Here is a 23,447-nt window from a genome sequence, read left to right as displayed (position 1 = left end):
CGGATAAAACATCCAATGTGACGGATAGCAACCTTAAAACGGTGGATAGAACTGCGGTATTTGAGGATAGCAACCTCAAAGTGATGGATAGAGTGCAACTTCATCAAATCAATAAAAAAGCCCCACGAGAAGTCGTGAGGCACATAAAAAGTTAAACACGTTTTTCATTACGAATAATGTGCAGCGCTTTCGCTAACATTTGCGCATTTTTTTCTTCAATCTCTGCCTTTCGCGGAATTGGCTCATATAAGGGATTCGGATCCTCCCAAGTCGGAATAAATGGTACAGGCGCTTCAGGCTGCCAGCGATCTAACCAAGCTTGTGGAAGAGGCCCTGTTGGCAATTGCTGATCTGTCATTTCTAGCCATAGCATAGACCACGCGCGCGGTACAACACGCCAAATATCGTAGCCGCCACCACCAACGGCAATCCATTTCCCATCACAATATTCATGTGCCAATTGATGAGCAAGTTTTGGGATTTCTCTGTAGAGATTCATAGTACCATATAAATGTGTTAATGGATCAAAATAGTGTGCATCGGCACCATTTTGCGTCAGTACAACATCTGGCTTGAAAAATTCAAAAATTTCCCTCATGGATTTTTCATAGATTTCTAGAAAACTCTCATCCTCAGTAAAAGCATCAATTGGAAAATTAAAAGAAGTGCCATAGCCCTGTCCATTTCCTCGTTCTGTAATATTACCAGTTCCAGGGAAAAGATAACGTCCTGTTTCATGAATCGATAATGTGCAAACATCTGGATCTTCATAAAAGCTCCATTGTACACCATCCCCATGATGCGCATCGGTATCTACATACAGCACACGAGCATTATATTTTTCCTGTAGATAGCGGATGGCCACTGTACTATCGTTATAAATACAAAAGCCTGATGCTCGACCACGGAAGCCATGATGTAGCCCTCCACCTAGATTGAGGGCATGCTTAGCTTTTCCTTCCATAACATAATCGACAGCTGTTAGCGTTCCTCCTACAAGCTGTGCACTTGCTTCATGCATATTCTCGAAAATGGGTGTATCCTCAGTGCCAATGCCATAGCTTTCTCCTTGTGAATCGGAAAGTTCCCCATGGCCTGCCTTTTTGACAATATCAACATATTTAGGATCATGTGCTAGTAATAATTCTTCATCTGTTGCTACACGAGCTGGAACAACATCGACATCGTCTAGGGCGTCAATCTTTTTTAGCAAATCCATTGTAAGCGTCAAGCGTTTATGATTAAAAGGGTGGGTATCTGAAAATTTATATCCGAGTTGCTCCGGTGAGTAAATAAATACTGCCTTTTTCATTGTAACGAAACACCCGGTAAATTAGGCCATAGTACATCGAAGCCCTCTTTACGAAGATCTTCTATCATCGCTAATGGATTCAGTGTTTTCACTCGGACACTTAAAATTTTATTTTGTGTATTTTCAGAGTCAGGATAAACTAAGACGCTTTGGACATTTGCATGATGTTCGTGGAATATTTTTGTGATTTCAAATAAAATCCCTGGTGTGTCAGTTACACGAATTTCAATTTTTGAGCCAGGCTCAGTAGCACCAGTTAATTCAATATAAGTATAGAGCAAATCGGTAGTTGTGACGATGCCAACAAGTTTGCCGCCAGAGACAATTGGCAAGCAGCCTACTTTAGATTCGTAGAATGTAAGGGCTACCTCTTCTACAAAATCAAGCGGATGACCAACTAATGGATTTTTAATCATTACTTCTTCCACTTTTGCATTAAATACAGGAGAATTGGGCTCATCCTGCAATGAAGAAGGAAGTGCTTCTTTAATGTCTCGTTCTGTGATGACACCAAGAACATGCCGTTCTTCATCTACAACTGGCAAATGTCGTACTTTTTTCTCACGCATTAACTTTAGCGCTTCAAGCACTGTATTGGTTGGAGCCAGCGTGTAAGGCTCATCATTCATGATTTCTTCTACGATCATATACGCATCCCCTTTGTGTTGGTTTTAATACATGAAGCGATTTCTAAAACGAAGCTTATCAAATCTTTCCATTGTTTCAGGGGGCACACGTTTTCCCTCGCGTGCCATCAGGCAGTTAGCTGGGTGTGAAGTAATCTCTGGGTCATCTGTTGCAAAATATTCGAAGCCAGCGGAGCTCATCATTTTTTCCATCATCTTGCGATAATCCCAAACATTTAAACCAGTTCCTTTAAGGTCCCAATGCCAATAATATTCAGTAGTGAGTACAAGATAGTCTTCCATTTCATCTCCCATAAAAGAAACAGCCAGCAATGCTTTACCAGCACCTGTACCACGATAGTCAGGTATAACTTCAATTGCGCCTAGCTCAATCATGTTATCAATACGATCCTCGGCCCAGCGTTCAAGTGGGTCTGGATAGAGATAGGTGACATAGCCTACGATAATGTCTTCTTGGCGAATAATAATAATTCGCCCTTCAGGAAGTCCTGCAATTTCAATAATCGCTTGCTGCTGCTGTTTAGGAGGTCTAAAGGCAACCAAGCCTTCATGGAAAGAATATGTAGCTAATTTTTCTGGAGGAACAGGTCCTTCCACATACACAGTACCATGCTTTGTTTCCTTTGTGACAGAAAAAAAAGTTTTTTTATGTTCCATAATTACACCACCTGAGTTTAATAATTCCATTATAGCTGATTTCTTGCGGAAAAACGCTTATTTTTGCAAAATATACCTATATTTTTGGAAAAATAAAAATATTAGGACATTCTTAGTGAATTCGTGTAAAATAGATTTATATTGCATCTGTTATTTAACAGATAAATGTAGTGTGAATAAGAATTCATTTACTTTCTACTGCTAAAACTGTTGTATAACAATTGCTACATAACGTAATTGTCTTTGGAGAAGGTGGCAAATTTTAAAGGGGGAAAATTATAAATAGGATAATTTAAAGTTTGCTTACTAATGTACTAAAGCGATAGCAAAGAAAGGGGTAGTTTCATGGGGATGAAAATGATGGAGAAGTTAAAAGCTATACCAGGGCAACACAATTTACCTAATTATGAGGTAGCGGCAGCAACACATGATTGGGCAGAGACAGAAAAAGGATTCAGTTGGTACGAAACAGGTCGTGTGAATATGGCGTATGAGGCGATTGATCGACATACGGAAACACATCGTAAGAATAAGGTTGCACTTTATTTCAATGATGGAAAGCGAAAAGAGGCTTATTCTTTTAATGAAATGAAAAAGCAAACTAATAAGGCTGCGAATGTCTTAAAATCAGCGACAAATTTAGAAAAAGGGGATCGTTTATTTATTTTCATGCCACGTTCTCCTGAGCTTTATTTCTCATTATTAGGTGCATTGAAAATGGGCGTTATTGTGGGACCGTTATTTGAAGCATTTATGGAGGGAGCGGTTTATGATCGACTAGCAGATAGTGAAGCGAAAGCATTAGTGACGACACCAGAGTTACTTGAACGAGTACCTTTAGAAAAGCTCCCAAATTTACAGCACGTCTTTTTAGTAGGCTCTGATATAGAGGAAACTTCACAAATTTTAGATTTTAATAAACGTCTGAAAGAAGCTTCATCTCAATTTGATATTGAATGGGTAGACAGAGAAGATGGCATGATTCTGCATTATACTTCTGGATCAACTGGTGCACCAAAGGGCGTATTACATGTCCATAACGCAATGCTTCAACAATATCAATCAACACAATGGGTACTAGATTTACGTGAGGATGACATTTATTGGTGTACAGCTGATCCAGGATGGGTAACGGGAACTGCATACGGTATTTTTGGTCCATGGTTAAATGGTGTGACAATGCTTATTGTTGGTGGAAGATTTTCACCACAAGCCTGGTATCAAGCGATTGAGGATTATAGTGTAACAGTTTGGTATAGTGCGCCAACAGCTTTCAGAATGTTGATGGGTGCAGGTAGTGGTATGCTTGAGAATTATGATTTGTCTTCTTTACGCCATGTTTTATCCGTAGGTGAGCCATTAAATCCAGAGGTAATTCGTTGGGGTAGTGAAGAGCTAGGTCATCGTATACATGATACATGGTGGATGACGGAAACTGGTGCGCATATGATTTGTAACTATCCTTCCATGGATATTAAGCCAGGTTCTATGGGGAAACCATTGCCAGGTATTCATGCAACGATAGTGGATGATGCTGGGAATGAAGTGCCGCCGTTTACAATGGGGAATCTAGCAGTTCGTCGAGGCTGGCCAGCAATGATGCGTCAAATTTGGGGCAATCCAGAGCGCTATGAATCGTATTTCTTAAAAGGTGAATGGTATGTGTCTGGGGATTCTGCTTATATGGATGATGAAGGTTACTTCTGGTTCCAGGGGCGTGTAGATGATGTGATTATGACAGCTGGTGAACGTGTTGGTCCTTTCGAAGTGGAAAGCAAACTACTTGAGCATCCAGATGTAATTGAAGCAGGTGTTATTGGTAAGCCAGACCCTGTACGAGGTGAAATAATTAAAGCCTTTGTATCATTACGTGAAGGTGTTGAGCCATCGGATGCTTTGATTGAGGATATCCGTAATTTTGTCAAAAAGGGCTTATCAGCTCACGCAGCTCCTCGTGAAATCGAATTTAAGGATAAGCTGCCAAAAACACGTAGTGGTAAGATTATGCGTCGTGTGTTAAAGGCATGGGAGTTAAATCTGCCAACTGGGGATTTATCGACGATGGAAGACTAATAGTATCGTTATTAAACAGGAATTTTTTCAGTCAACGAAAAATTCCTGTTTTTTTACATGAATTTACCCTTCTATAAGTACCTTATATATTCTTTGTTCATCATCTAATTCTACAATTATGCTGTAGGTGTTATGCTCGTTTGTTGCAAAGATTTCAGTTCCTATGGGTAATTTCGTTGCATAAAAATCTTTAAAAAATAAAGAGGAGGACGTCATCTTTTTGATTTCTCCTAATTTACCACTTTTTATAAAATTTCCTTTTCTAATTCTGGTTTAGTAATATTGATATAAATGAGTTGATTAAATTGAAAAATATCTGCTTTAGGTTTTTCTTTCAAAATAGATTTTGCTGTTGGATTGTCTGGTATAGCAGATGTGCACCCTGTCAGTACTAATAAAAACATTAAGTTACATATTATTAGCTTCAAAATGAAACGTCCTCCATATGTATTCATTATTAATGAACTGATTTTTAGAAAAATTCTAATTATTTATACTGTATTAATTAGTAGGTCATACATTTAAATATATTAAAAACCAAATCCATATTGTTAGCAAAATATGCGCTTAATATGGGTTATTACTGCAAGATTAGAAGAAACTCGTTTATATTGTTAGTCAAAATCATGTATTCATTGAAATTATTAATCTAAAAATAAATAAAAATTCAATTGACTTAATAATTATGCAGTCGTATACTAATTTTAACTTATTTCAGAGGTGAGCGTATTGAAAGTAGGAATTGTTGGTGCAACTGGTTATGGTGGACTGGAGCTTATTCGATTTTTACATAATCATAAAGCGGTAGAGCAAATTGAGTTATTTACATCTTCTGAGGAGGGTGTAATTTTTTCTTCTAAGTTTGGACATCTCATTCAAATTGCTGATACACCGTTACAAAAAATTGATTATGAAGCTTTAGAGAAATATGATGTAGTTTTTGCAAGCACACCTTCTGGGGTGACTAGTGAGCTTTTGCCCCCATTAGTAGGGAAAGGTCCTAAATTAATAGACTTATCTGGTGATTTTCGATTAAAAGATCCTGCAAGCTATGAAACATGGTATGGCAAAAAAGCAGCACCGCTGGATATTCTTCAGCAAAGTGTTTATGGCTTAACTGAATGGAATGCCGAAAATGTTCAATATGCATCCCTTATTGCCAATCCTGGATGCTACCCTACTGCGGTGCTATTATCCCTATTACCACTGATAAAGGAGCGATTAATCGATCCTAGCTTTTTAATAATAGATGCCAAAAGTGGAATCTCAGGAGCTGGAAATAAACCGTCTCAGACAACACATTTTAGTGAGGCAAATGAGAATTTCTCAATCTATAAAACAAATTCACATCAGCATATACCAGAAATCGAACAGGCGATTTCGATATTTGCAGGAGTTCAGACAGCAATAACCTTCAATACGCATTTAGTACCAATGACACGAGGAATTTTATCGTCCTCTTATGCACCAATTATGCCTGGTGTCACAGAGGAACAACTGATATCTTGTTTAAAAAATACCTATGACAAACATCCATTTGTTCGAATTGTTACGGATGTTAACGGACTAGGGACAAATCGTGTAAAAGGTTCAAACTATTGTGATATTTTTGTGAAAGTAGACAGCCGAACAAATCGTGCCACGATTGTTGGGGTTATCGATAATTTAGTCAAAGGGGCGGCAGGGCAAGCCATTCAAAACATGAACGTTCAATTTGATTTACCGCAAACAACAGGGTTGGATGTTGTGCCGTTCTTTATTTAATCCAAAAAAGCAGGCAGTAAGATTACCAGCCTTAACATGTAAAAGCGCAATTGACGAATAATCGTGGGAGTTGAAGAAAACCTTCACTGTATAGCATGCAGGAAACTGTATGCTTCTCTTATTTTTAATTTAAGGAGGAATTAGTATATGACACTAATAGCGTCAACGAATATTATGAAAAAATTATCAAGTAAAAATATTGTCTCACCAAAAGGTTTTAAAGCAGCTGGTTTACATTGTGGCTTAAAACATAAGAAAAAGGATTTGGCGATATTAGTAAGTGAAGTGCCAGCAAGTGTTGCGGGTGTATTTACAACTAACGCTGTGCAAGCAGCACCATTAAAGGTAACAAAGCAAGTTGTTTATACAACTAAGAAAATGCAAGCGATGATTGTGAATTCTGGAAATGCGAATGCATGTACAGGAAAGCAGGGTGTGAAGGATGCACAAACAATGCAATTCCTTGCTGCAGAAAAGCTTGGTATTGAAGCAAATCTAGTAGGGGTTTGTTCAACAGGTGTTATCGGTGAAATTATGAAAATGGAGCCAGTTACAAAAGGGATTACCCAATTAGAGCCGATGGATGATTTAGAAAGTGCTATTGATTTTGCACAGGCAATTATGACAACTGATACGGTTATGAAAAACACAAGCTATAGTACAACAGTCGATGGTAAGGAGGTTATTATCGCTGGAGTGGCAAAAGGTTCAGGTATGATTGAACCGAATATGGCAACGATGCTTGGTTTTATTACAACGGATGCGAATATCGAATCGGAAGTATTGCAGAGTGCATTATCCGATATAACAAATTTGACGTTTAATGCCATTACAGTGGATGGAGATACATCAACAAATGACACAGTTGTGATTATGGCAAATGGTTTAGCAGGAAATGAATCTTTAACGCCTGCACATCCAGATTGGCAAAACTTTTATTATACATTGACAACAGTTGCTCAAGATCTTGCAAAGATGATTGCGAAAGATGGTGAAGGAGCAACGAAGTTAATTGAGGTTGAAGTAGAAGGGGCCATCTCACATGAAGAAGCACGTAAAATTGCTAAAACGGTAGTTGGTTCACCTCTTGTAAAAACAGCGGTATTTGGCTGTGATGCCAACTGGGGACGTATTATTGCGGCAGTAGGTTATAGTGGGGCCATTGTTGATCCAGATAAAATTACGATTCAAATTGGTGGTGCAACGATGGTTGAAAACGGTGAGCCAATACCATTCTCAGAAGATGAGTTAATTCAAATTTTAAAAATGCATGAAGTAAAAATTTATGTGTCACTTGGTTTAGGTGAGGGTAAGGGGCATGCGTGGGGATGTGATTTAACTTATGACTACGTTCAAATCAACGCATCATACCGCTCGTAAACGTATGGTCATCAAGCTTGGTGGCAGTACGCTTGAAGGCTTAAATGAGTCGTTTTTTGATAATTTTAAGAAGCTTCAAGAAAGCGGTATAGAGCTTATCATCACACATGGTGGTGGCCCAGCCATTAATCGTGAACTTGCTGCTCAAGGAATAGAATCCCATGCCTTAAATGGAATTCGTGTCACAAGTGAAGCTGCAATTGACATTGTGCAGACAACACTGATTGGGAAAGTTAATCCGGCTCTTGTTCATGAATTAACATCAGCAGGTATTGCTGCGATAGGGTTAAATGGCTTTGATGGACAATTAATGGTAGCCGATTATCTTGACAAAGATGTATATGGATTTGTAGGTGAAGTTAATACAATTAATACATCCTTACTAGAAGCATTAATAAGTGCAAATATTGTGCCAGTTATTGCTTGTATAGGAGCAGATGAATCAGGTCAGGCACTGAATATTAACGGAGATACAGTTGCTAGTGAAATTGCATTAGCTATCAAAGCAGACAGCCTATTACTAGTCACAGATGTAAGTGGTGTTCGAATTCATGATGAATATCAATCACAAGCAACACCAGCCTTAATCCACCAATGGATTGAAGAGGGACATATTTATGGGGGAATGATTCCTAAAGTTCAAGGAGCCTTAGAATGCTTAAATGCAGGTATCCCATCTGTCCAAATTGTTGGCGAATCTTTAGTAGGGACAACCATTTTAGACGGTAAAAGAGTTTCTACCTCATTGTAGGGATTATTAAATTTAGTAAAATAGGGGCTGATGAGAATGAGTGCTTTATTTGGTAACTATGGCAAACGCCGTGCCCAAATAGTCAAGGGGCAAGGAACAGTTGTAGAAGATACTACTGGAAAAAAATATTTAGATTTTACTAGTGGAATAGCTGTCGTAAGTCTAGGTCACGCACACCCTGCGATTGTGAAAGCAATCCAGGAGCAAAGTGAAAAGCTATGGCATATTTCTAATTTATTTGATATACCCGGTCAAGAGAAGGTTGCGCAAAAACTAATAGCAGATTCACATTTTTCCTATGCATTTTTCTGTAATAGTGGTGCCGAAGCGAATGAAGCGGCTATTAAACTGGCACGTAAGCACACAGGGAAACATCATATGATTTCTTTTGAAAAATCCTTCCATGGAAGAACTTTTGGTGCAATGTCTGCAACAGGTCAGGGCAAGGTACATAATGGCTTTGGACCACTTGTTGGAAAATTTACAATTCTACCTTTTAACGATGTGGACGCTCTTGAAGCAGCCATTGATGATTCTGTGGCAGCTATAATGCTGGAAATGATTCAGGGTGAGGGAGGCGTAAACAGTGTTTCTGCGGAATTTGCAGCAGCGATAGCAAAAATTTGTGAGGATAAAGGTATTCTACTAATTGTTGATGAGGTTCAAACGGGAATTGGAAGAACAGGAACAAGATTTGCCTTTGAACAAACGATTTTAAAACCAAATATCGTAACATTAGCCAAAGGGTTGGGTGGCGGTTTCCCTATCGGTGGTATGCTTGGAACAGCAGAGTTATATGACACATTTGGTCCTGGAACTCATGGCACAACATTTGGTGGCAACCCTCTGGCGATGAGTGTGGCAGAGACTGTACTAGATCATGTGTTTGATGCCACATTTTTACAAAATGTACAGGAGCTATCTGCCTATTTTATAAGTCAGTTAAAGGTAAATCTGCCATCTACGTATACGGTACAGGGCCAAGGTTTATTGCTTGGTATTGGTTGCGGTGATAACGAAGTAGCGCAGTACATTGTGGCGGCAGAGGAAAAGGGCTTATTACTAGTGGGAGCAGGACCAAACGTTATTCGTCTATTACCACCATTGACAGTGACTAAAGAGGAAATTGATGAAGCGATTACTATTTTAAAAACAATATTGCTTTAATTTTTTTAAGTTGTATCATTGAGGAATCTGCTAGTTTTAATCTAGCAGATTCTTTGCATTGGTCGTAGTTTATTGTTGCTGTTTTACCAAAGTATTCACTAAGTCAGGGAGCCAATGATGGAGTTGGCTAAATGTGAAGCCAGCAGCTTCTGCCTTTGCATTTGACATATACCAATCTGCTGGAACGCCATATGGTGATTGTGAATGCTCGTCGCCGCCAATTAGCGATATTCTAGCATGTTTTCCACTGGCTTCTTCAATTAGCCCAATTAAATCCTTTAAAGAAATAGCACCCGTTGCTGTAGCATTATAAGGACCTTCAATTGGCGAAATACCAGCAAAATATAAAAATGCTGCGGCTTCCTCATCTGTGATGTAACTCATCTTCGCTTCGATATTTGGTAATGAAATAGGCTCTTCCTTGATAATTCGTTGCACATGAAAATGTAAACGTTGTGTATAATCATTCACGCCCATTACAATTGGAAAACGCACAGCGACAATAGGGAAGGTAGCCTCTTTGAAAAATAGTGCTTCAGCTTGTCGTTTGCCTTCATCGTAAGAAAAATCTTCGCGGCTCCCCATACGAACTTCATAATCATATGGATTAAAATCTTCTTCTGTTTTTACATTGCCATCTACTTCGTAGGTGGATAGAGTAGAGGTGAAAACGAGTTTTTTTGTTTTACCTTCTAAAATTTCACATAGTTTTTGAGCTTCATCTGGTGCATAACAAATATTGTCAAAAACAATATCCCATGAGGAACTTGCAAGAGCTTGTGATAATGCTTCGGCATCATCACGATTCACAATTAGTTGCTTTACCTGTGTCCCAAAAGGATTCCCACTTTGGCCGCGTGTTAATATAGTAACATTGTGTCCATTTTGAAGACATAGCTCAACAAGCTTTTTTCCAAAAAAACGTGTACCGCCTATTACTAATATGTTCATTTTTTTCCACCCCTTATTAGTAGTCCTCTTTATCATGACAAAAAAATAGACTTACTACAATGTAAAAGTGCTTGTAGTAAGTCTGTTTATTTAAAGATTTTTTATAGAAATCTTCAAAGCATGAGAAAAAATTTCGCTGGCGTTCTTAACCAAGTGCTTCGTTAATGCGTAATTATTGGGTTGGTGTCTCAGGAGGTGGAGTTGTATTACCATTCTCTCCTCCAGTAGAGCCATTGCCATTATTGCCAGAGCCATTGCCGTTATTTGAGCCGTTGCCATTATTTCCATTATTTCCGTTATTGCCACTGTTCGTGCCGTTGCCATTATTGCCGGAACCATTGCCATTATTAGTGCCATTCCCATTATTACCACCGGTTCCATCTCCAGAGCCATTGCCATTATCAGGTGGAGTAATTGGAGGAATTGTTTCTTGATCGTCTTCCTGATCAGGTTCTTCCTCACTTCCTCCAGTCGAAACGACATTCGATTGTGGGGAGGTTAAACCAGTGATATCTACTGCAACAACGGCATAGGCTTGTCCACTTGCTACTGTCATGCTTTGAGTTGATTCAAGCACTGAATTGACAAGAGTATGACCACCGTTTGTCACATTATATATTCGGTAACCAACAACATCATTGGAAGAGTCTGACCAAGATAGTGTGTTGCCATTAATCGATGCATTTACTGCTGCTGGCGGGCTGCCATCTGCAGGGAAGTCAACAGCTGATACAGATGAATTCGATAATGTCGAATTTTTAGGCAGTAGACTAGCAGGGTTACCACCAAGTCTTCCAAGCATGCGTTTGATAAATGCTTGATTAATACCTGCACCACCTGGTTTTACAAATTCTGATGGTGTATTAGGTAGCGCATTATAAGTTTTGCCTTTAATCGTTACAACACTTGAAGAAGCAAGGCTATCATCAGTTTGTGAAGGTAAAAATACTTTTGCGTTAAACAAATCGGATCGCACAAGTCCAGCACTAGAGCATGCTGCAGACGGTGCTAAGCCAGAAATACCACAGAATGAAGCAGACACTACATTTTTTGGCTGCTTAAATCTTGTTTTAGGGGCAATTAATTGTGGATCAACATCATAGACCGAATTCATGAATGTTCCCCATAGCTTGTTTATACGAACACTAGGCTGCAAGTACGTATTATTAAATGCATATAAAGTTCTTTGTTGATCATAGCCTAACCATACACCAAGTGACACATTTGGGTTATAGCCAACCAGCCATACATCTTTATACTCTTGCGTAGTACCTGTTTTTGCAGCGAAATCTGCAGAGAATTTTAGCGTGTTTCTTGCCATTGTACCTGTTCCCTTTGTTAAAACATCTCGTAGCATATCTGTAACGATATAAGAAGTTTCAGGACTGTAAACTTGTACAGGTTCAGCTTCGTGTTTATAAATAATATTACCCTCTTGATCCTCAATTCTATCTATCATGTAGGCATCAATGAACTGACCGCCATTTGCAAAGGTTGCAAAGGCATTCGTATTTTCCTCTACAGTTGTTCCTACTTCCAATGCACCAATTCCTGTTGAAAGGTTTGTATAATCATTAGGGGCTAATTTAGTAAAGCCCATTTTTGTTAAGTAATCAGCAGGACGTTTATTAATAATATCATTGTATAAACGTAATGCTGATAAGTTTTGTGAGTCTGCTAACGCTTCACGTGCAGGAATTAGGCCACGCTCATCACTTGTAATATAGTTGTTTGGACTCCATTTGCCGATAGAGAATTTTACGTCAACTAATGGGCTACCTGCGCCAATCACACCGTATTCAACAGCTGGTGCATAGACAAGTAATGGCTTCATTGTTGAACCGTTTGGACGGAATGCCTGTGTTGCATGGTTTACTTCAGTTGTTTTAAAGTCACGTCCACCCACAAAACTTAAAATACGCCCAGTAGTATTTTCAATTAAAATACTACCTACCTGTACTGGCATTTCGACATCTATTTCCTCACCTGTTACAGGATCTTTATCTTTTCCTGTATAGGTATGACCATAATATTTAAAGTTATCTGCTGCTTTTTGCATGGCATCGTACATATCTTTATTGATGGTTGAATAAATACGATATCCTTTAGAGCGGACATCACGATCTGCTAAGATCATATACTTATCTTTTAATTTTTCTTCATTCTTTAAGCGTTCAGGATCAATCCCATCTTCTGCTGCTAGTTTTTCAGCAATAATATCTTTTGCTCGACTTTCCAACTCATATGTTAACCATGGGTAGCGATCTTCTGGACGCATTTCTGGTGAACGGAAGTCAGCTGTGATGTCATAGTTTAGTGCTGTTTGATACTGAGTTTCATCGATGTAACCCGCATCCTTCATACGATAAAGCACGGTTTTCATACGATCAATGCCAGGTTGAAGTGCTTCTTCACTTTTAAGTACACCTTTATTTGTAAAAGGCGTATAGGCAAAAGGTGCTTGTGGAATACCAGCTATGTACGCCGCTTGTGGTAGCGTTAAATCTTTTGCTTTGACACCAAATATTCCTTCTGCTGCCGTCTCCACCCCTGCAATATTTCGCCCTGACGAATTACGACCATAAGGAATAATGTTTAAATAGGCTTCTAAAATTTCATCCTTTGTCATAAAGTGCTCTAATCGCATAGCAAGCAAAAGTTCTTTTGCTTTTCGTTCATAGGACACTTCATTTGTTAATACTTGGTTTTTGATAAGTTGTTGTGTTAATGTAGAGCCACCTGTCTGTGTTGCAGAGTTTGTAACGTCCTGAAGCAGTCCCCGAATAACTGCTTTTGGAACAATCCCATCATGCTCACGGAAGTATTCATCCTCTGTTGCGAGAACGGCGTTAATAACATCAGGTGACACGTTATTAAGAGATGTTTCACGACGGTCTAAATCAGTTCGCAATTTTCCAATATAAATATCATTGGCAAAATAAATCTCACTAGTTGAGTCGTAGTTAAAAATAAGCTCTCGCAAATCTTTCTTAGTGCGCAGCGGTTCTTCTTTTACGAGAGAAGCAAAATACCCGGCACCCACTGAACCGGCAAATACAGTGCCTACCAATGCAAAGACTAAAAATAGTAAAAATAAGTTCCAGGTAATACTACCTGAAATACGTAATCTCTTCATCCATTTTTGTTGAATTAATTCATCGATCTTTGCATTGATTTTCTCAATCCAATCTTTCAATGTATCGACCTCCTAAAATCTTGTCTATTATAGCACATATTGATTTGGCTCGAACATAGTTATTGACAATCAAAAAGAATCGTATAGAATAATGCTTATAGTTTTCTAGTGAAGAAGAGCTTGCAGTAGTATCTATATTCCCTGTTTAGAGAGCCAGCGGTTGGTGGAAGCTGGTCAAAGTGTAGAGACGAATTACGTGCTTGGAGCTTAGACGTGCGCGCCTGCGATAAAGGCGGTTGAATGAAGTGGAAGATGGATGACATCTTCAAGCTGGGTGGTACCGCGTTAGTTTATAACGTCCCTGCATGCAATATTTTGCGTGTAGGGACTTTTTTGTTTCTCCCTACACGGAATTATTAAACACTTAGGAGGAATAAAAATGACGAACGAATTATTACAAGACTTAGAATGGCGCGGATTGTTATACCAACAAACTGATGCTGAAGGTATGGCCAAATTATTAGATGAACAATCAGTTTCTTTATACTGTGGTGTTGATCCTACTGCGGATTCTATGCATATTGGACATATTGTGCCTCTTTTAACGCTACGTCGGTTCCAAAAAGCTGGCCACCGTCCAATTTTATTAGTTGGTGGTGCGACTGGAATGATTGGAGATCCATCTGGACGCTCTGAAGAACGCCAATTACAAACTGTTGAGCAAATTGATAAAAATGTTCAAGGTATCCGTGGCCAATTAGAACGTATTTTTGAATTTGCAGAGGATGGCAATGGTGCTCAGTTAGTGAATAACCGTGACTGGATTGGCGAAATGAACACGATTGAATTTTTACGTGATTATGGGAAACTAATTAATGTTAACTACATGCTTGCGAAAGATACGATTGCATCTCGTCTTGATACGGGTATTTCCTTCACTGAATTTGCATACACGCTAATTCAAGGTATTGATTACAATCATTTATACAACCATTACAACTGTCGTATTCAAGTAGGTGGTTCTGATCAGTGGGGAAATATTACAACAGGTTTAGAAGTTATTCGTAAAACGCATGAGGAAGAGACAAAAGCGTTTGGGATAACAATTCCATTAGTAACAAAAGCAGATGGTACGAAATTTGGTAAAACAGCAGGTGGTGCTGTTTGGTTAGATGGCAAGAAAACATCTCCGTACGAGTTCTACCAATTCTGGATTAATGCTGCAGATGCAGATGTTATAAAATACTTAAAAATCTTCACATTCCTTTCTCGTGAAGAAATAGAAGCATTGGCAGTATCTGTAGAAGAGGAACCACATTTACGTAAGGCACAAAAAGCACTAGCTGAAGAAATGACTCGCTTAATTCATGGTCAAGAAGCATTAGATCAAGCAATCCGCATTACAGCTGCATTATTCTCAGGAGATTTAAAAGCACTTTCTGCTGAGGAAATGAAGGATGCTTTTAAAGATGTTCCTTCTATTGAAATGGCGAAAGAAGATAAAAACATTGTGGACTTACTTGTGGAAGCGGCTATCTCACCTTCAAAACGTCAGGCTCGTGAGGATGTAACGAATGGAGCGATTAGTGTGAACGGTGAAAAGGTCACTGATTTAGATTATGTAATTGATAGTAAGGATCGTTTAGAGGACGCATTTAGCATTGTTCGTCGTGGTAAGAAAAAATACCATATGGTGAAGTTTGTATAATTAATAAATAGACACTCTTTAAAATAGAAGACACTGAAAAAGTCGATTTGCCACAGAACTGTGATGCAAATCGACTTTTTCTTAAATTTCTTCATCGATAGTAGAGGGTTTGGACTTATTATTTTTCTTAATTTCCTGTACACTCTTAAACGTTAAGTTCGTAAGTTCTAAAATAAGCTCATCACATAGCCGTTTGTAGGAAACCTAGTTTTCCCCTGTGCCCTCTAATAAAGATATTTTGCTTCAATTATTTAAGAAAATTGGAAGTTTTACATCTTCATACTTCTCAGGATGGAGCAATTTAGCGAGCTTTAATGCTCCCTCTAGTAGACGCGGTGATGGGCGACAATAAAGCCATTCCTCCATCACATGAAGCTGTTGCATTTGAACGGCTTTTAGCTCCTGCGCTCGAGGACGTTTCAATAGATTTGCTGGTTGTATACGCTCAAAGGCAACACCTACCCAAGCCATCATAATATAGTCAGGATTACGTTTTACTATATTTGTCCAATCAGTTTGTACATTTGCTAATGCCACATCCTGAAAACAATTTTGACCACCAGCAATGGCACTAATTTCAGTTAGCCAGTTCAATTTCCCAGCTGTAAAAATAGGGTTTGGCCACCATTCCCAATAGAGTGTAGGTCTCTTAGCTACTGTTTGAGCGATTGAACGTAAGTGTTCAATACATTGTAAATAACTCTCAGCTATGTTTTTAGCGCGATCCTCAACACCACATGCTTTGCCTAATGTATGAAGATCCTGTGCAATTTCCACTAAGGAATTAGAATTAAACACAATGTGTGGTATATTTCTAGCTTGTAATGCTTCAATATTCTTTTCCATACCAGGGACACTTAAGGATGCTAGTACAAGATCCGGCTGTAATGCCTCTAATGCGTCCATATTAATCGATAAATCTGGTCCGAGCTGAGGTAAGCCTTTCACTGCTAATGGCCAATCAGAAAAATCATCAACGCCAACAAGCTGATCCAGCAAGCCCAAATAAGCTACTAGCTCAGTATTACTAGGACAAATTGAAATTAAACGCATATGCCTATACCCCCATTGTTTTTAAGAAAAGTATAGCGAGTGTAGGCGTTACATACAATGAACAAATGCATTTACCTGAAATCAATCACGCCTCAACTTAAATAATGCGTTCGGATTTTTTCGAGCTCCCTCGAAATGTCCCTCTTCAAAATCCATGACATCCACCAGGAGATTTAGGCCAACACGATGTTGGACACTCAGGCGTTTTCACAGGATATGAAGATCTTAGCCTAAGTTCCTCTATTTCAGTGGGCGTTTGTCCAGCCACTCAATCCAGTAAAGAATTGTTGCTGTCGCTGCGCTTTCGCACAGTAAATATTTGGTTAATTAAGATAAAAAAGGTATGTCTGCAATAGACATACCTTTTAATCGTTTTATTATGAAAGTGCAACAGCTTCGAGTGACTCTTCTTTTTTCGTTACTGGACCCATCGCATTTGTAATAATTTGTTTAATATCTTCTAATGTTGCTTTACGTGGGTTTGTTGCAGCACAAACATCTAACATCGCATTTTTCGCTAAAGTTTCAATATCTTCATCCTTCGCACCTAATTCACGGAAGCCACTAGGGATATTTAAATCATTTGATAATTTTTCAATAGCTTCAATCGCCTTTTCGGCAGCATCACGTTTACTTAAGCCCTCTACATTTTCCCCTAATAACTCAGCAATCGTTGCAAAACGTTCAGTACGAGCTGTTAAGTTGAAGCGGCAAACATGCGGTAATAAAATGGCATTACATACACCGTGTGGAAGGTTATAGAAGCCACCTAATTGATGTGCAATGGCATGTACGTAACCAAGTGATGCATTGTTAAATGCCATACCAGCTAAAAATTGGGCATATACCATTTGCTCACGTGCTTCTAAATCTGCACCATTTGCATAGGCACGCGGCAAATATTCAGGTACTAACTGAAGTACCTTTTCAGCACATGCATCCGTAATTGGTGTAGCATTTGTCGACACAAATGATTCGATTGCGTGTGTTAAGGCATCTAAACCAGTTGCCGCGGTTAGAGCAGGAGGTAAGCCAATCATTAACTCTGGATCATTAATAGACAAAAGTGGTGTAACATGTTTGTCCACAATTGCCATCTTCACCTTACGAGCTGTATCCGTGATAATCGTAAAGCGAGTCATCTCACTAGCTGTACCAGCAGTCGTATTAATTGCGATTAATGGTACTAGTGGGTTTTGTGATTTGTCAACGCCTTCATAATCATGAATACGTCCACCATTCGAAGCAATAAGTCCGATACCTTTCGCTGCATCGTGTGCACTACCTCCTCCAAGAGAAACGATAGAATCACAGTTTTCTGCATGATACACTGCAATACCATCTTCAATGTTCTGATCTGTTGGATTTGGTTCTGCTTTCGGGAAAATTGCTACATCAATTCCAGCAGCTGTAATGATGTTAGCAATTTGTTCAGAGAGACCTAATTTGTGTAAGCCCTCATCTGTTACGATTAATGTCTTTTTCACTTCTAAATCATTTAAGCGTTTACCAACTTCTTGAATTGCTCCAGGTCCAAATAAGTTTGTTTTCGGCATTACAAATTGCTTTAGAACGTCTGACATATTTCCAACCCCTTTAAAAAAATTGTTATTGCTTGAATGATGGTGAACCATCTTTCGAAATTCATCGTATTCTATTTTTTATGAAAGTTCAACTCATATTTTTATTAAAATTAACCTCTTTTACCATGTTGTTATTTTACAAAAGAGATAGTTGGTTTTATTTGTGGTTAAACAATTGATTTGTTTAATGTTGTTGTTTTAACAATGTTTTTGAAATATTTTATTATAAAAGTAAAATATATTTTTTGAAAGTTTGTTCTAAAATTAAATTGATTTGCATAGTAAATAACTGATATTTTGTTTTAAGTGTATTGGTAGTGTTTATATTGTTTTTATTTGTACAATTACTATTTTAAAGTATATAAAATGTCATTGTTTTTTATAAGCTTTCAAAGTTGTAGTCAATGCAAGTAGTAAATATAGAACAATTGTATAGAGGAATAATCCTCACATATAGAAAATTGCTGTTGTATTTGTATGAATAGGGTGATTTATGCTATGAGCGTGGATATGGTATTCCTGTTGTTTAATGCCAAACCAAATACCTGTTGATAGCAGAATGAATAATATAGCAGCAAATGCCGTCTTTTTATGGAAAATGAGCTGCATAAGATTTTCTTTGAAAAAAGTAGAAAAAGCTGTGCATGGATGTTCAAAGCGTCTATTCCTATCCAAAGGCACGATGAAATAAATCATTAACCCACTAAAAATAAAGGTCAGTACAGCCAATTCATCAAACTTCATACTATCCTCCTTTTACTCCGAATATTTCCTACGCTTGACTACTTTAAAGCAAAAAAGTTCCATTAGTTTCTTATAATTAAAAAATCATATTTATTGCAGGGATTTTTAAATATTCATTGAATATTATTTCAATGAATATATTTTTAATGAAGGGGTGCTTACAATGTCATTACGACATGAACAGAAGGAGCAACGAAAGGCCGTTATTTTAACATCTGCACTGGATTTGTTTATACGGAAGGGATATGGGGAAACAAAAGTTGCCGATATTGCCAAAGCTGCTGATATGAGTATGGGATTGCTTTTTCATTATTTCGACTCTAAGGAAAAACTTTATGAAGAGCTTATTCGAATAGGCTGTGAACGACTTAAAATGGATTTTCACTTTACTGATGAATCACCATTGGACACGTTTAAGGTAGTTGTTGAGGAGTTATTTAATATGATTTGTACAAATCCATCTGCTGCAAAAATGTTTGTATTGATGGAAAATGCCCAGCATCTTGAACATTTGTCAGAGGATTTAAAGGAAATGCTTTCTGAAGCAGACAAATTAATAAAAAGGAGTATCCCTTTAATTGAAAAGGGACAATTGTTAGGTGAAATAAGGCAAGGGAACCCAGAAGCCCTTGCTGTGACATTTTGGTGTTCTATACAAGGAATCGCTCAATATATTGCGCTGCATCCAGATACACCTTGTCCTAATACAATGTGGATTCTTTCGATACTTGAAAACAAGGAGGTTGATTGAAGGTGAAAACATCCCGTAGAAACATAGTGATCTTTATTGTTGTTGTGTTCCTGTGTGGTTGGCTTGGTGTGTTAGTGGATAAATTGATTCCAGAGCAGCCTCAAGGAGATACTCTTGGTATGGGAATTTGGCTTATTTCTCCGCTGCTTGCAACCATATTGTTACGTTCTTTTGCAGGAGATGGCTGGCGGGATATAGGTTTATTGCCTAATTTCAAGGGCAATTTAAAATGGTATGTTATTGCTCTATTCATTTATCCTGCTGTTACATCTGTAGTGCTATTAATTAGCTATGTATTCGGCTGGATGGACTTTTCAGCCTTTAATTTAAACACTGTATTATCTGTGTTCATTGGTGGATTGCTTATTCAATTCATTAAAAACTTTTTCGAGGAGTCAGTATGGAGAGGTTATCTGACAAGTAAGCTTTCGAATTTAAAGTTGAATGATTTTTGGCTCTATCTAATTGTTGGTGGTGTTTGGGGAGCCTGGCATATCCCATATTTTCTTATGTTTTTATCAGAAAGTGATATTATCAGTGTGCTTCCTGTGAATAGATGGCTATTTACAATAGTAGGCATCATTACAATGATTTGTTGGACGGTGATGTACACAGAAATTTACTTAATGACAAGGAGTATTTGGCCGCTTGTCCTTATGCATATGACAGAGGATGCACTTGTAAATCCACTTATTCTTGATGGCTATATCAAAATTGCTCAGGGAAAAGAATTTCTTGTTTCTCCATCGGCAGGAATTTTAACAACTTGTCTATATCTCATAGTAGGATGGCTATTACGGATGAAACGAAAAAAAACTGAGGAGTGAGTATGGAGCAAAAAAACCGCTTCTTTAAAGGATTTAGATGCAGATGAAGCAATGAAACTTGTAAAAGATACGTTTTCTATCGAATTTTTAGAGAAATTTAAAGAAGATGAGAAACGCAAAACGGTTTTAGCTGCTATTGATGCTCAAATTGCTGAAATTAAAGGGAACTAATATGAAAGTGAGGTGTATTTTATACCTACTTTAACAACAATTGAACGTGTGCGCTTATTAGGAGCCGAATTTGAGGCTATTTCTTATGCCCGATTTATGTATTGTTGAATAATGCTCAGACGGAGAAGATTGCCTGATGATACATTTGGTGAGCTTGAATAAGTAGGTACCATACCCACAACAGAAGAACAAGTCATGTCTTTAGGTGAACAGTTAGCCCAAGAGAAAGTGAAAAATATTCAAAAGGACATTCTTATAAACAATCTAGGTACCCAGTTAACACAACTAAAACTCGATGTGATTTCAATGAAAGGTGGTGGAGACTGATGAATTTTTGGCAAATTGCTTTTGTCTCAAGATGGGTAACTGCAGAACAATTACATATTGCTGTAAAAACCGATACTAATCCTTTCGGTGAAATTACTCCGGAGCATTATAAAGAAATCACAAAGGGAGATTTTGAAACTCATGTAGAAGGTAAATTCACAAACGTTTGGGAATTTACCTTCTAGATTATTAGTGAGAGGGCTATTTTTTATTAAGTAGGTGAGAACATTGGATGGAAAAATGAATGAATTTCAACAAGCTGTATCTATTGCCGATCATGAGAGACGAATTGTTGAGCTTGAAAAGGATATGAAGAAAGTCAAACCAATTGTTTATGACTTCGAGTGTTAAACAAATAGAGAAATCAGTGGAGAAAATGGAAAAGAATAGCGACAAAATTAAAGGTTATTTTTTTGCCTCAGCAATAAGTGGCGTTGTAGGCATTGTATTTATTGCATTACAAAATTCGATTTTGGGAGGATGATATTATGAAAATCAATTGGAAAGTACGTTTAAAACACAAGCCATTTTTAGTGGCAGCATTTGCATTAATACTATTATTGGTGCAGCAAATTGGTACATTATTCGGCTACGATACGACCATCTATAACGAGCGAGTAACAGAGTTATTTAACACTGTTCTCGCTTTTTTAGTGCTAATTGGAGTGGTTATTGACCCAACGACAGCTCTCAGGCGTTAAAATACGACAAACCAAAGGATGATGTTAAATGAGCTCAAACGTAACAACAACATGCCGAGATCTTACTGAGTTATTACCTGCAGCACAAACAGCTTGCCGATTGCTATTCCAAGAGTGATTTAAAGCCGGAATTAAAAATATCTTTATCACAGAGGCTTACCGCAGCCAAGAACGCCAAAAATATTTATACGCTCAGGGTCGTACTAGATCTGGGCAGATTGTTACTTGGACGTTAGATAGCAATCACAAATCACGCATAGCTTGGGATATTGCTGTTGGTCCTCCACATTCTCTTTACGATGTAACTATACTTACTTGAGTAGGAGCCATTGCTCGAAAGCTAGGTATTACATGGGGCGGTGATTGGGTTGGTAGAATCGACCGACCACACTTTGAAGTTAAATCATCGTGGAAAATACCTGCAGGTTATAAGTTAGAGGGTAAATTAAACATTCCAAGCAACAGCAAAGGACAAGTTCAATTAATCGTAGAGGATAAAAAGGAGGAAATCAAAGTGACAAATTGGAATCCGGGTTCACCAGCTATGAAAACTGAAACAGAAAACTATATTGCACAGGCAGTTAAAGAAGGCATCATTCAGGAATCACATTTAAAGAATTTACAGAATGGTACAATGACGACTGACCGTATAATGGGCTTGTATATTACTATTCAACAAAGATGCAGTAAATAAAGATTAATGACCAAGAAAGCTTAATTGCCGTCTTGGTCTTTTTTTAAAATTCATCTCAATAATTTGACAGTTTAGTGAACAATTGCATCTGTTCAGAATAATGATATGAGAAAAAATATCAAGTGTTTTGGTGAAAAATCCACAAAATTCATTACTTTAGTATTGAGAGATAATAAAAATACCGCCACTTTATAGCGGTGTACTGGCGTGATTTGGCGTGATTTATTGTAAATTAAATGGTAACGCCAAAAAAAATGTTAATACCGCCAAAAAAAGTGGCGGTAAATTACCATTGAACTGTATTAAATGGTAATGATAGGATTAAGTAACTCGAGGGTAAGACATTATTTACGTAAATTAAAATACTTAAAATATAATTTGGGAGCGATATCTTATGAAATTTATTAAATCGGTTACTGTGTCTGTTTTATCTTTGGCTTTGGTAGGATCTAGCGTTGTACCTGCAATGGCAGAAGAAACAAAGGCAATACCACAAGAAGCCGCAGTTGACACAAACATTCAAGAAAATGCAAGTAATTATGTTGAGATGAACAATTTAATTAGTGTTATTGAACCTTACGTACAAGTTGGTGAAAATGGTAAACTAAGTTTGAAAGATGTACCTCAAGGATTGTATGAAGAATACAATTTACAGTCGTTGGAAAAACATTTTGATGTATTAAATGCTGGCGTTGACAAAAATACTATTTCTATTAATGAAGATTTATCTATTACAAAGACGGGTATCACTACTTTTGCTTCTTATGGTCAATGGGAGACTCATTGGTGGGGGTATGACCGAAAATTTACTAATAAGGAGGCTGGGGAATTCTCCGATTATTGCTATTCTATTGCAGGTGGTGCAGGGATGGCAACTGGAATAGGTGCATTTTTCCCACCAGTTGCAGCAGTTACTGGATTGTCAGCAGGTTATTTTTCTTTAATGGGTGCTAGAGCAAGTGCAAATAATAAAGGGAACGGCATTTATGTAGCTTGTTCTTGGGTTGCTGTGTTTGATATCGAACCTCTATAATCTAATTAATCTTAAGG

General features: G+C 37.9%; 23 protein-coding genes, 1 pseudogene and 1 other annotated feature. Of the genes and pseudogenes, 15 read left to right on the top strand and 9 right to left on the bottom strand.

What is annotated here, in order from left to right:
* Positions 1 to 151 precede the first annotated feature (151 nt).
* Genes AC1RNS_RS10970 through AC1RNS_RS10960 form a run of 3 tightly spaced genes read right to left on the bottom strand, consistent with a single transcriptional unit; the run spans position 152 to position 2,616 of the window.
* Positions 152 to 1,312, bottom strand: coding sequence for an acetoin utilization protein AcuC (locus AC1RNS_RS10970; RefSeq protein WP_492992569.1), 1,161 nt, complete (start codon positions 1,310 to 1,312; stop codon positions 152 to 154).
* The gene (locus tag AC1RNS_RS10965) at positions 1,309 to 1,959 is read right to left on the bottom strand and encodes an acetoin utilization AcuB family protein (protein ID WP_427543043.1); all 651 of its coding nucleotides are present in this window, start codon (positions 1,957 to 1,959) and stop codon (positions 1,309 to 1,311) included. Before AC1RNS_RS10965 ends, AC1RNS_RS10970 begins: the two co-directional genes overlap by 4 nt.
* A gap of 24 nt (positions 1,960 to 1,983) precedes the next feature.
* Positions 1,984 to 2,616: a GNAT family N-acetyltransferase gene (locus AC1RNS_RS10960; RefSeq protein WP_427543046.1), complete on the bottom strand. Its 633-nt coding sequence runs from the start codon at positions 2,614 to 2,616 to the stop codon at positions 1,984 to 1,986.
* A 345-nt stretch (positions 2,617 to 2,961) separates the two neighbouring features.
* On the opposite strand from AC1RNS_RS10960, the gene acsA reads away from it, so the two are divergent.
* On the top strand, positions 2,962 to 4,689 hold the full coding sequence (gene acsA, locus AC1RNS_RS10955) for an acetate--CoA ligase (protein ID WP_492992567.1): 1,728 nt from the start codon (positions 2,962 to 2,964) through the stop codon (positions 4,687 to 4,689).
* A 245-nt stretch (positions 4,690 to 4,934) separates the two neighbouring features.
* On the opposite strand, the gene AC1RNS_RS10950 is transcribed toward acsA, so the two are convergent.
* Positions 4,935 to 5,117, bottom strand: coding sequence for a hypothetical protein (locus AC1RNS_RS10950; RefSeq protein ID WP_492992566.1), 183 nt, complete (start codon positions 5,115 to 5,117; stop codon positions 4,935 to 4,937).
* 301 nt (positions 5,118 to 5,418) lie between these two features.
* Between AC1RNS_RS10950 and argC the strand changes: the two genes are divergently transcribed.
* The 4 genes from argC (at position 5,419) to argD (ending at position 9,751) form a co-directional block, all read left to right on the top strand.
* Complete coding sequence (argC, locus tag AC1RNS_RS10945) at positions 5,419 to 6,453, top strand: N-acetyl-gamma-glutamyl-phosphate reductase (RefSeq protein ID WP_492992564.1); 1,035 nt, start codon at positions 5,419 to 5,421, stop codon at positions 6,451 to 6,453.
* A gap of 147 nt (positions 6,454 to 6,600) precedes the next feature.
* Positions 6,601 to 7,833 (top strand): bifunctional glutamate N-acetyltransferase/amino-acid acetyltransferase ArgJ, encoded by a 1,233-nt coding sequence (argJ, locus tag AC1RNS_RS10940; protein WP_492992563.1) that lies wholly within the window; start codon positions 6,601 to 6,603, stop codon positions 7,831 to 7,833.
* A complete protein-coding gene (gene argB / locus AC1RNS_RS10935) occupies positions 7,796 to 8,584 on the top strand; it encodes an acetylglutamate kinase (RefSeq protein ID WP_492992562.1) in 789 nt (262 codons plus the stop codon). The genes argJ and argB overlap by 38 nt, the downstream gene beginning before the upstream one ends.
* Before the next feature lie 36 nt (positions 8,585 to 8,620).
* The gene (gene argD, locus AC1RNS_RS10930; protein WP_492992561.1) at positions 8,621 to 9,751 is read left to right on the top strand and encodes an acetylornithine transaminase; all 1,131 of its coding nucleotides are present in this window, start codon (positions 8,621 to 8,623) and stop codon (positions 9,749 to 9,751) included.
* Between the two features lie 69 nt (positions 9,752 to 9,820).
* On the opposite strand, the gene AC1RNS_RS10925 is transcribed toward argD, so the two are convergent.
* Positions 9,821 to 10,702, bottom strand: a complete 882-nt coding sequence (locus AC1RNS_RS10925) for an NAD-dependent epimerase/dehydratase family protein (RefSeq protein ID WP_492992559.1) — start codon at positions 10,700 to 10,702, stop codon at positions 9,821 to 9,823.
* Positions 10,703 to 10,874: 172 nt separating this feature from the next.
* Positions 10,875 to 13,898, bottom strand: a complete 3,024-nt coding sequence (locus AC1RNS_RS10920; RefSeq protein WP_492992558.1) for a transglycosylase domain-containing protein — start codon at positions 13,896 to 13,898, stop codon at positions 10,875 to 10,877.
* 102 nt (positions 13,899 to 14,000) lie between these two features.
* Positions 14,001 to 14,204: a binding site (T-box leader), on the top strand.
* 73 nt (positions 14,205 to 14,277) lie between these two features.
* Between AC1RNS_RS10920 and tyrS the strand changes: the two genes are divergently transcribed.
* Complete coding sequence (gene tyrS, locus AC1RNS_RS10915; protein ID WP_492992556.1) at positions 14,278 to 15,546, top strand: tyrosine--tRNA ligase; 1,269 nt, start codon at positions 14,278 to 14,280, stop codon at positions 15,544 to 15,546.
* Between the two features lie 243 nt (positions 15,547 to 15,789).
* On the opposite strand, the gene AC1RNS_RS10910 is transcribed toward tyrS, so the two are convergent.
* From AC1RNS_RS10910 to AC1RNS_RS10900, 3 genes are all read right to left on the bottom strand, one after another.
* Positions 15,790 to 16,599, bottom strand: a complete 810-nt coding sequence (locus AC1RNS_RS10910; RefSeq protein ID WP_492992555.1) for a cobalamin-binding protein — start codon at positions 16,597 to 16,599, stop codon at positions 15,790 to 15,792.
* Positions 16,600 to 16,976: 377 nt separating this feature from the next.
* Positions 16,977 to 18,182: an iron-containing alcohol dehydrogenase gene (locus AC1RNS_RS10905; protein WP_492992554.1), complete on the bottom strand. Its 1,206-nt coding sequence runs from the start codon at positions 18,180 to 18,182 to the stop codon at positions 16,977 to 16,979.
* 447 nt (positions 18,183 to 18,629) lie between these two features.
* Positions 18,630 to 18,926: a hypothetical protein gene (locus AC1RNS_RS10900; protein WP_492992552.1), complete on the bottom strand. Its 297-nt coding sequence runs from the start codon at positions 18,924 to 18,926 to the stop codon at positions 18,630 to 18,632.
* Positions 18,927 to 19,089: 163 nt separating this feature from the next.
* Here AC1RNS_RS10900 and AC1RNS_RS10895 point away from each other — a divergent pair, with 163 nt between their 5' ends.
* The 9 genes and pseudogenes from AC1RNS_RS10895 to AC1RNS_RS10855 all read left to right on the top strand — a co-directional run bounded on the left by AC1RNS_RS10895 (position 19,090) and on the right by AC1RNS_RS10855 (position 23,430).
* The gene (locus tag AC1RNS_RS10895) at positions 19,090 to 19,677 is read left to right on the top strand and encodes a TetR/AcrR family transcriptional regulator (protein WP_492992551.1); all 588 of its coding nucleotides are present in this window, start codon (positions 19,090 to 19,092) and stop codon (positions 19,675 to 19,677) included.
* A 2-nt stretch (positions 19,678 to 19,679) separates the two neighbouring features.
* Complete coding sequence (locus AC1RNS_RS10890) at positions 19,680 to 20,504, top strand: CPBP family glutamic-type intramembrane protease (RefSeq protein WP_492992550.1); 825 nt, start codon at positions 19,680 to 19,682, stop codon at positions 20,502 to 20,504.
* A 366-nt stretch (positions 20,505 to 20,870) separates the two neighbouring features.
* The gene (locus AC1RNS_RS10885) at positions 20,871 to 21,002 is read left to right on the top strand and encodes a hypothetical protein (RefSeq protein ID WP_492992549.1); all 132 of its coding nucleotides are present in this window, start codon (positions 20,871 to 20,873) and stop codon (positions 21,000 to 21,002) included.
* The gene (locus tag AC1RNS_RS10880; protein WP_492992548.1) at positions 21,002 to 21,187 is read left to right on the top strand and encodes an XkdX family protein; all 186 of its coding nucleotides are present in this window, start codon (positions 21,002 to 21,004) and stop codon (positions 21,185 to 21,187) included. Before AC1RNS_RS10885 ends, AC1RNS_RS10880 begins: the two co-directional genes overlap by 1 nt.
* A gap of 43 nt (positions 21,188 to 21,230) precedes the next feature.
* Positions 21,231 to 21,353, top strand: coding sequence for a hypothetical protein (locus AC1RNS_RS10875; protein ID WP_492992546.1), 123 nt, complete (start codon positions 21,231 to 21,233; stop codon positions 21,351 to 21,353).
* 137 nt (positions 21,354 to 21,490) lie between these two features.
* On the top strand, positions 21,491 to 21,703 hold the full coding sequence (locus AC1RNS_RS10870) for a phage holin (RefSeq protein WP_492992545.1): 213 nt from the start codon (positions 21,491 to 21,493) through the stop codon (positions 21,701 to 21,703).
* 328 nt (positions 21,704 to 22,031) lie between these two features.
* Positions 22,032 to 22,091, top strand: a pseudogene (locus AC1RNS_RS10865) (hypothetical protein); the annotation flags it as partial.
* A 126-nt stretch (positions 22,092 to 22,217) separates the two neighbouring features.
* The gene (locus AC1RNS_RS10860; RefSeq protein ID WP_492992544.1) at positions 22,218 to 22,397 is read left to right on the top strand and encodes a hypothetical protein; all 180 of its coding nucleotides are present in this window, start codon (positions 22,218 to 22,220) and stop codon (positions 22,395 to 22,397) included.
* 394 nt (positions 22,398 to 22,791) lie between these two features.
* Positions 22,792 to 23,430 (top strand): hypothetical protein, encoded by a 639-nt coding sequence (locus tag AC1RNS_RS10855; protein ID WP_492992542.1) that lies wholly within the window; start codon positions 22,792 to 22,794, stop codon positions 23,428 to 23,430.
* The last annotated feature ends 17 nt before the right edge of the window (positions 23,431 to 23,447 follow it).

It is taken from the genome of Lysinibacillus sp. GW821-FHT14F06 (genome assembly GCF_058803665.1).
This window is presented reverse-complemented; position numbering and strand designations above follow the sequence as displayed.

Excerpts from the sequence above, each read along its gene's own strand:
- AC1RNS_RS10970 (WP_492992569.1), bottom strand. The coding sequence starts at position 1,312 with ATGAAAAAGGCAGTATTTATTTACTCACCGGAGCAACTCGGATATAAA.
- AC1RNS_RS10965 (WP_427543043.1), bottom strand. The coding sequence starts at position 1,959 with ATGATCGTAGAAGAAATCATGAATGATGAGCCTTACACGCTGGCTCCA.
- AC1RNS_RS10960 (WP_427543046.1), bottom strand. The coding sequence starts at position 2,616 with ATGGAACATAAAAAAACTTTTTTTTCTGTCACAAAGGAAACAAAGCAT.
- acsA (WP_492992567.1), top strand. The coding sequence starts at position 2,962 with ATGGGGATGAAAATGATGGAGAAGTTAAAAGCTATACCAGGGCAACAC.
- argJ (WP_492992563.1), top strand. The coding sequence starts at position 6,601 with ATGACACTAATAGCGTCAACGAATATTATGAAAAAATTATCAAGTAAA.
- argB (WP_492992562.1), top strand. The coding sequence starts at position 7,796 with ATGACTACGTTCAAATCAACGCATCATACCGCTCGTAAACGTATGGTC.
- argD (WP_492992561.1), top strand. The coding sequence starts at position 8,621 with ATGAGTGCTTTATTTGGTAACTATGGCAAACGCCGTGCCCAAATAGTC.
- AC1RNS_RS10925 (WP_492992559.1), bottom strand. The coding sequence starts at position 10,702 with ATGAACATATTAGTAATAGGCGGTACACGTTTTTTTGGAAAAAAGCTT.
- tyrS (WP_492992556.1), top strand. The coding sequence starts at position 14,278 with ATGACGAACGAATTATTACAAGACTTAGAATGGCGCGGATTGTTATAC.
- AC1RNS_RS10910 (WP_492992555.1), bottom strand. The coding sequence starts at position 16,599 with ATGCGTTTAATTTCAATTTGTCCTAGTAATACTGAGCTAGTAGCTTAT.
- AC1RNS_RS10905 (WP_492992554.1), bottom strand. The coding sequence starts at position 18,182 with ATGTCAGACGTTCTAAAGCAATTTGTAATGCCGAAAACAAACTTATTT.
- AC1RNS_RS10900 (WP_492992552.1), bottom strand. The coding sequence starts at position 18,926 with ATGAAGTTTGATGAATTGGCTGTACTGACCTTTATTTTTAGTGGGTTA.
- AC1RNS_RS10895 (WP_492992551.1), top strand. The coding sequence starts at position 19,090 with ATGTCATTACGACATGAACAGAAGGAGCAACGAAAGGCCGTTATTTTA.
- AC1RNS_RS10885 (WP_492992549.1), top strand. The coding sequence starts at position 20,871 with ATGTCTTTAGGTGAACAGTTAGCCCAAGAGAAAGTGAAAAATATTCAA.
- AC1RNS_RS10880 (WP_492992548.1), top strand. The coding sequence starts at position 21,002 with ATGAATTTTTGGCAAATTGCTTTTGTCTCAAGATGGGTAACTGCAGAA.
- AC1RNS_RS10870 (WP_492992545.1), top strand. The coding sequence starts at position 21,491 with ATGAAAATCAATTGGAAAGTACGTTTAAAACACAAGCCATTTTTAGTG.
- AC1RNS_RS10855 (WP_492992542.1), top strand. The coding sequence starts at position 22,792 with ATGAAATTTATTAAATCGGTTACTGTGTCTGTTTTATCTTTGGCTTTG.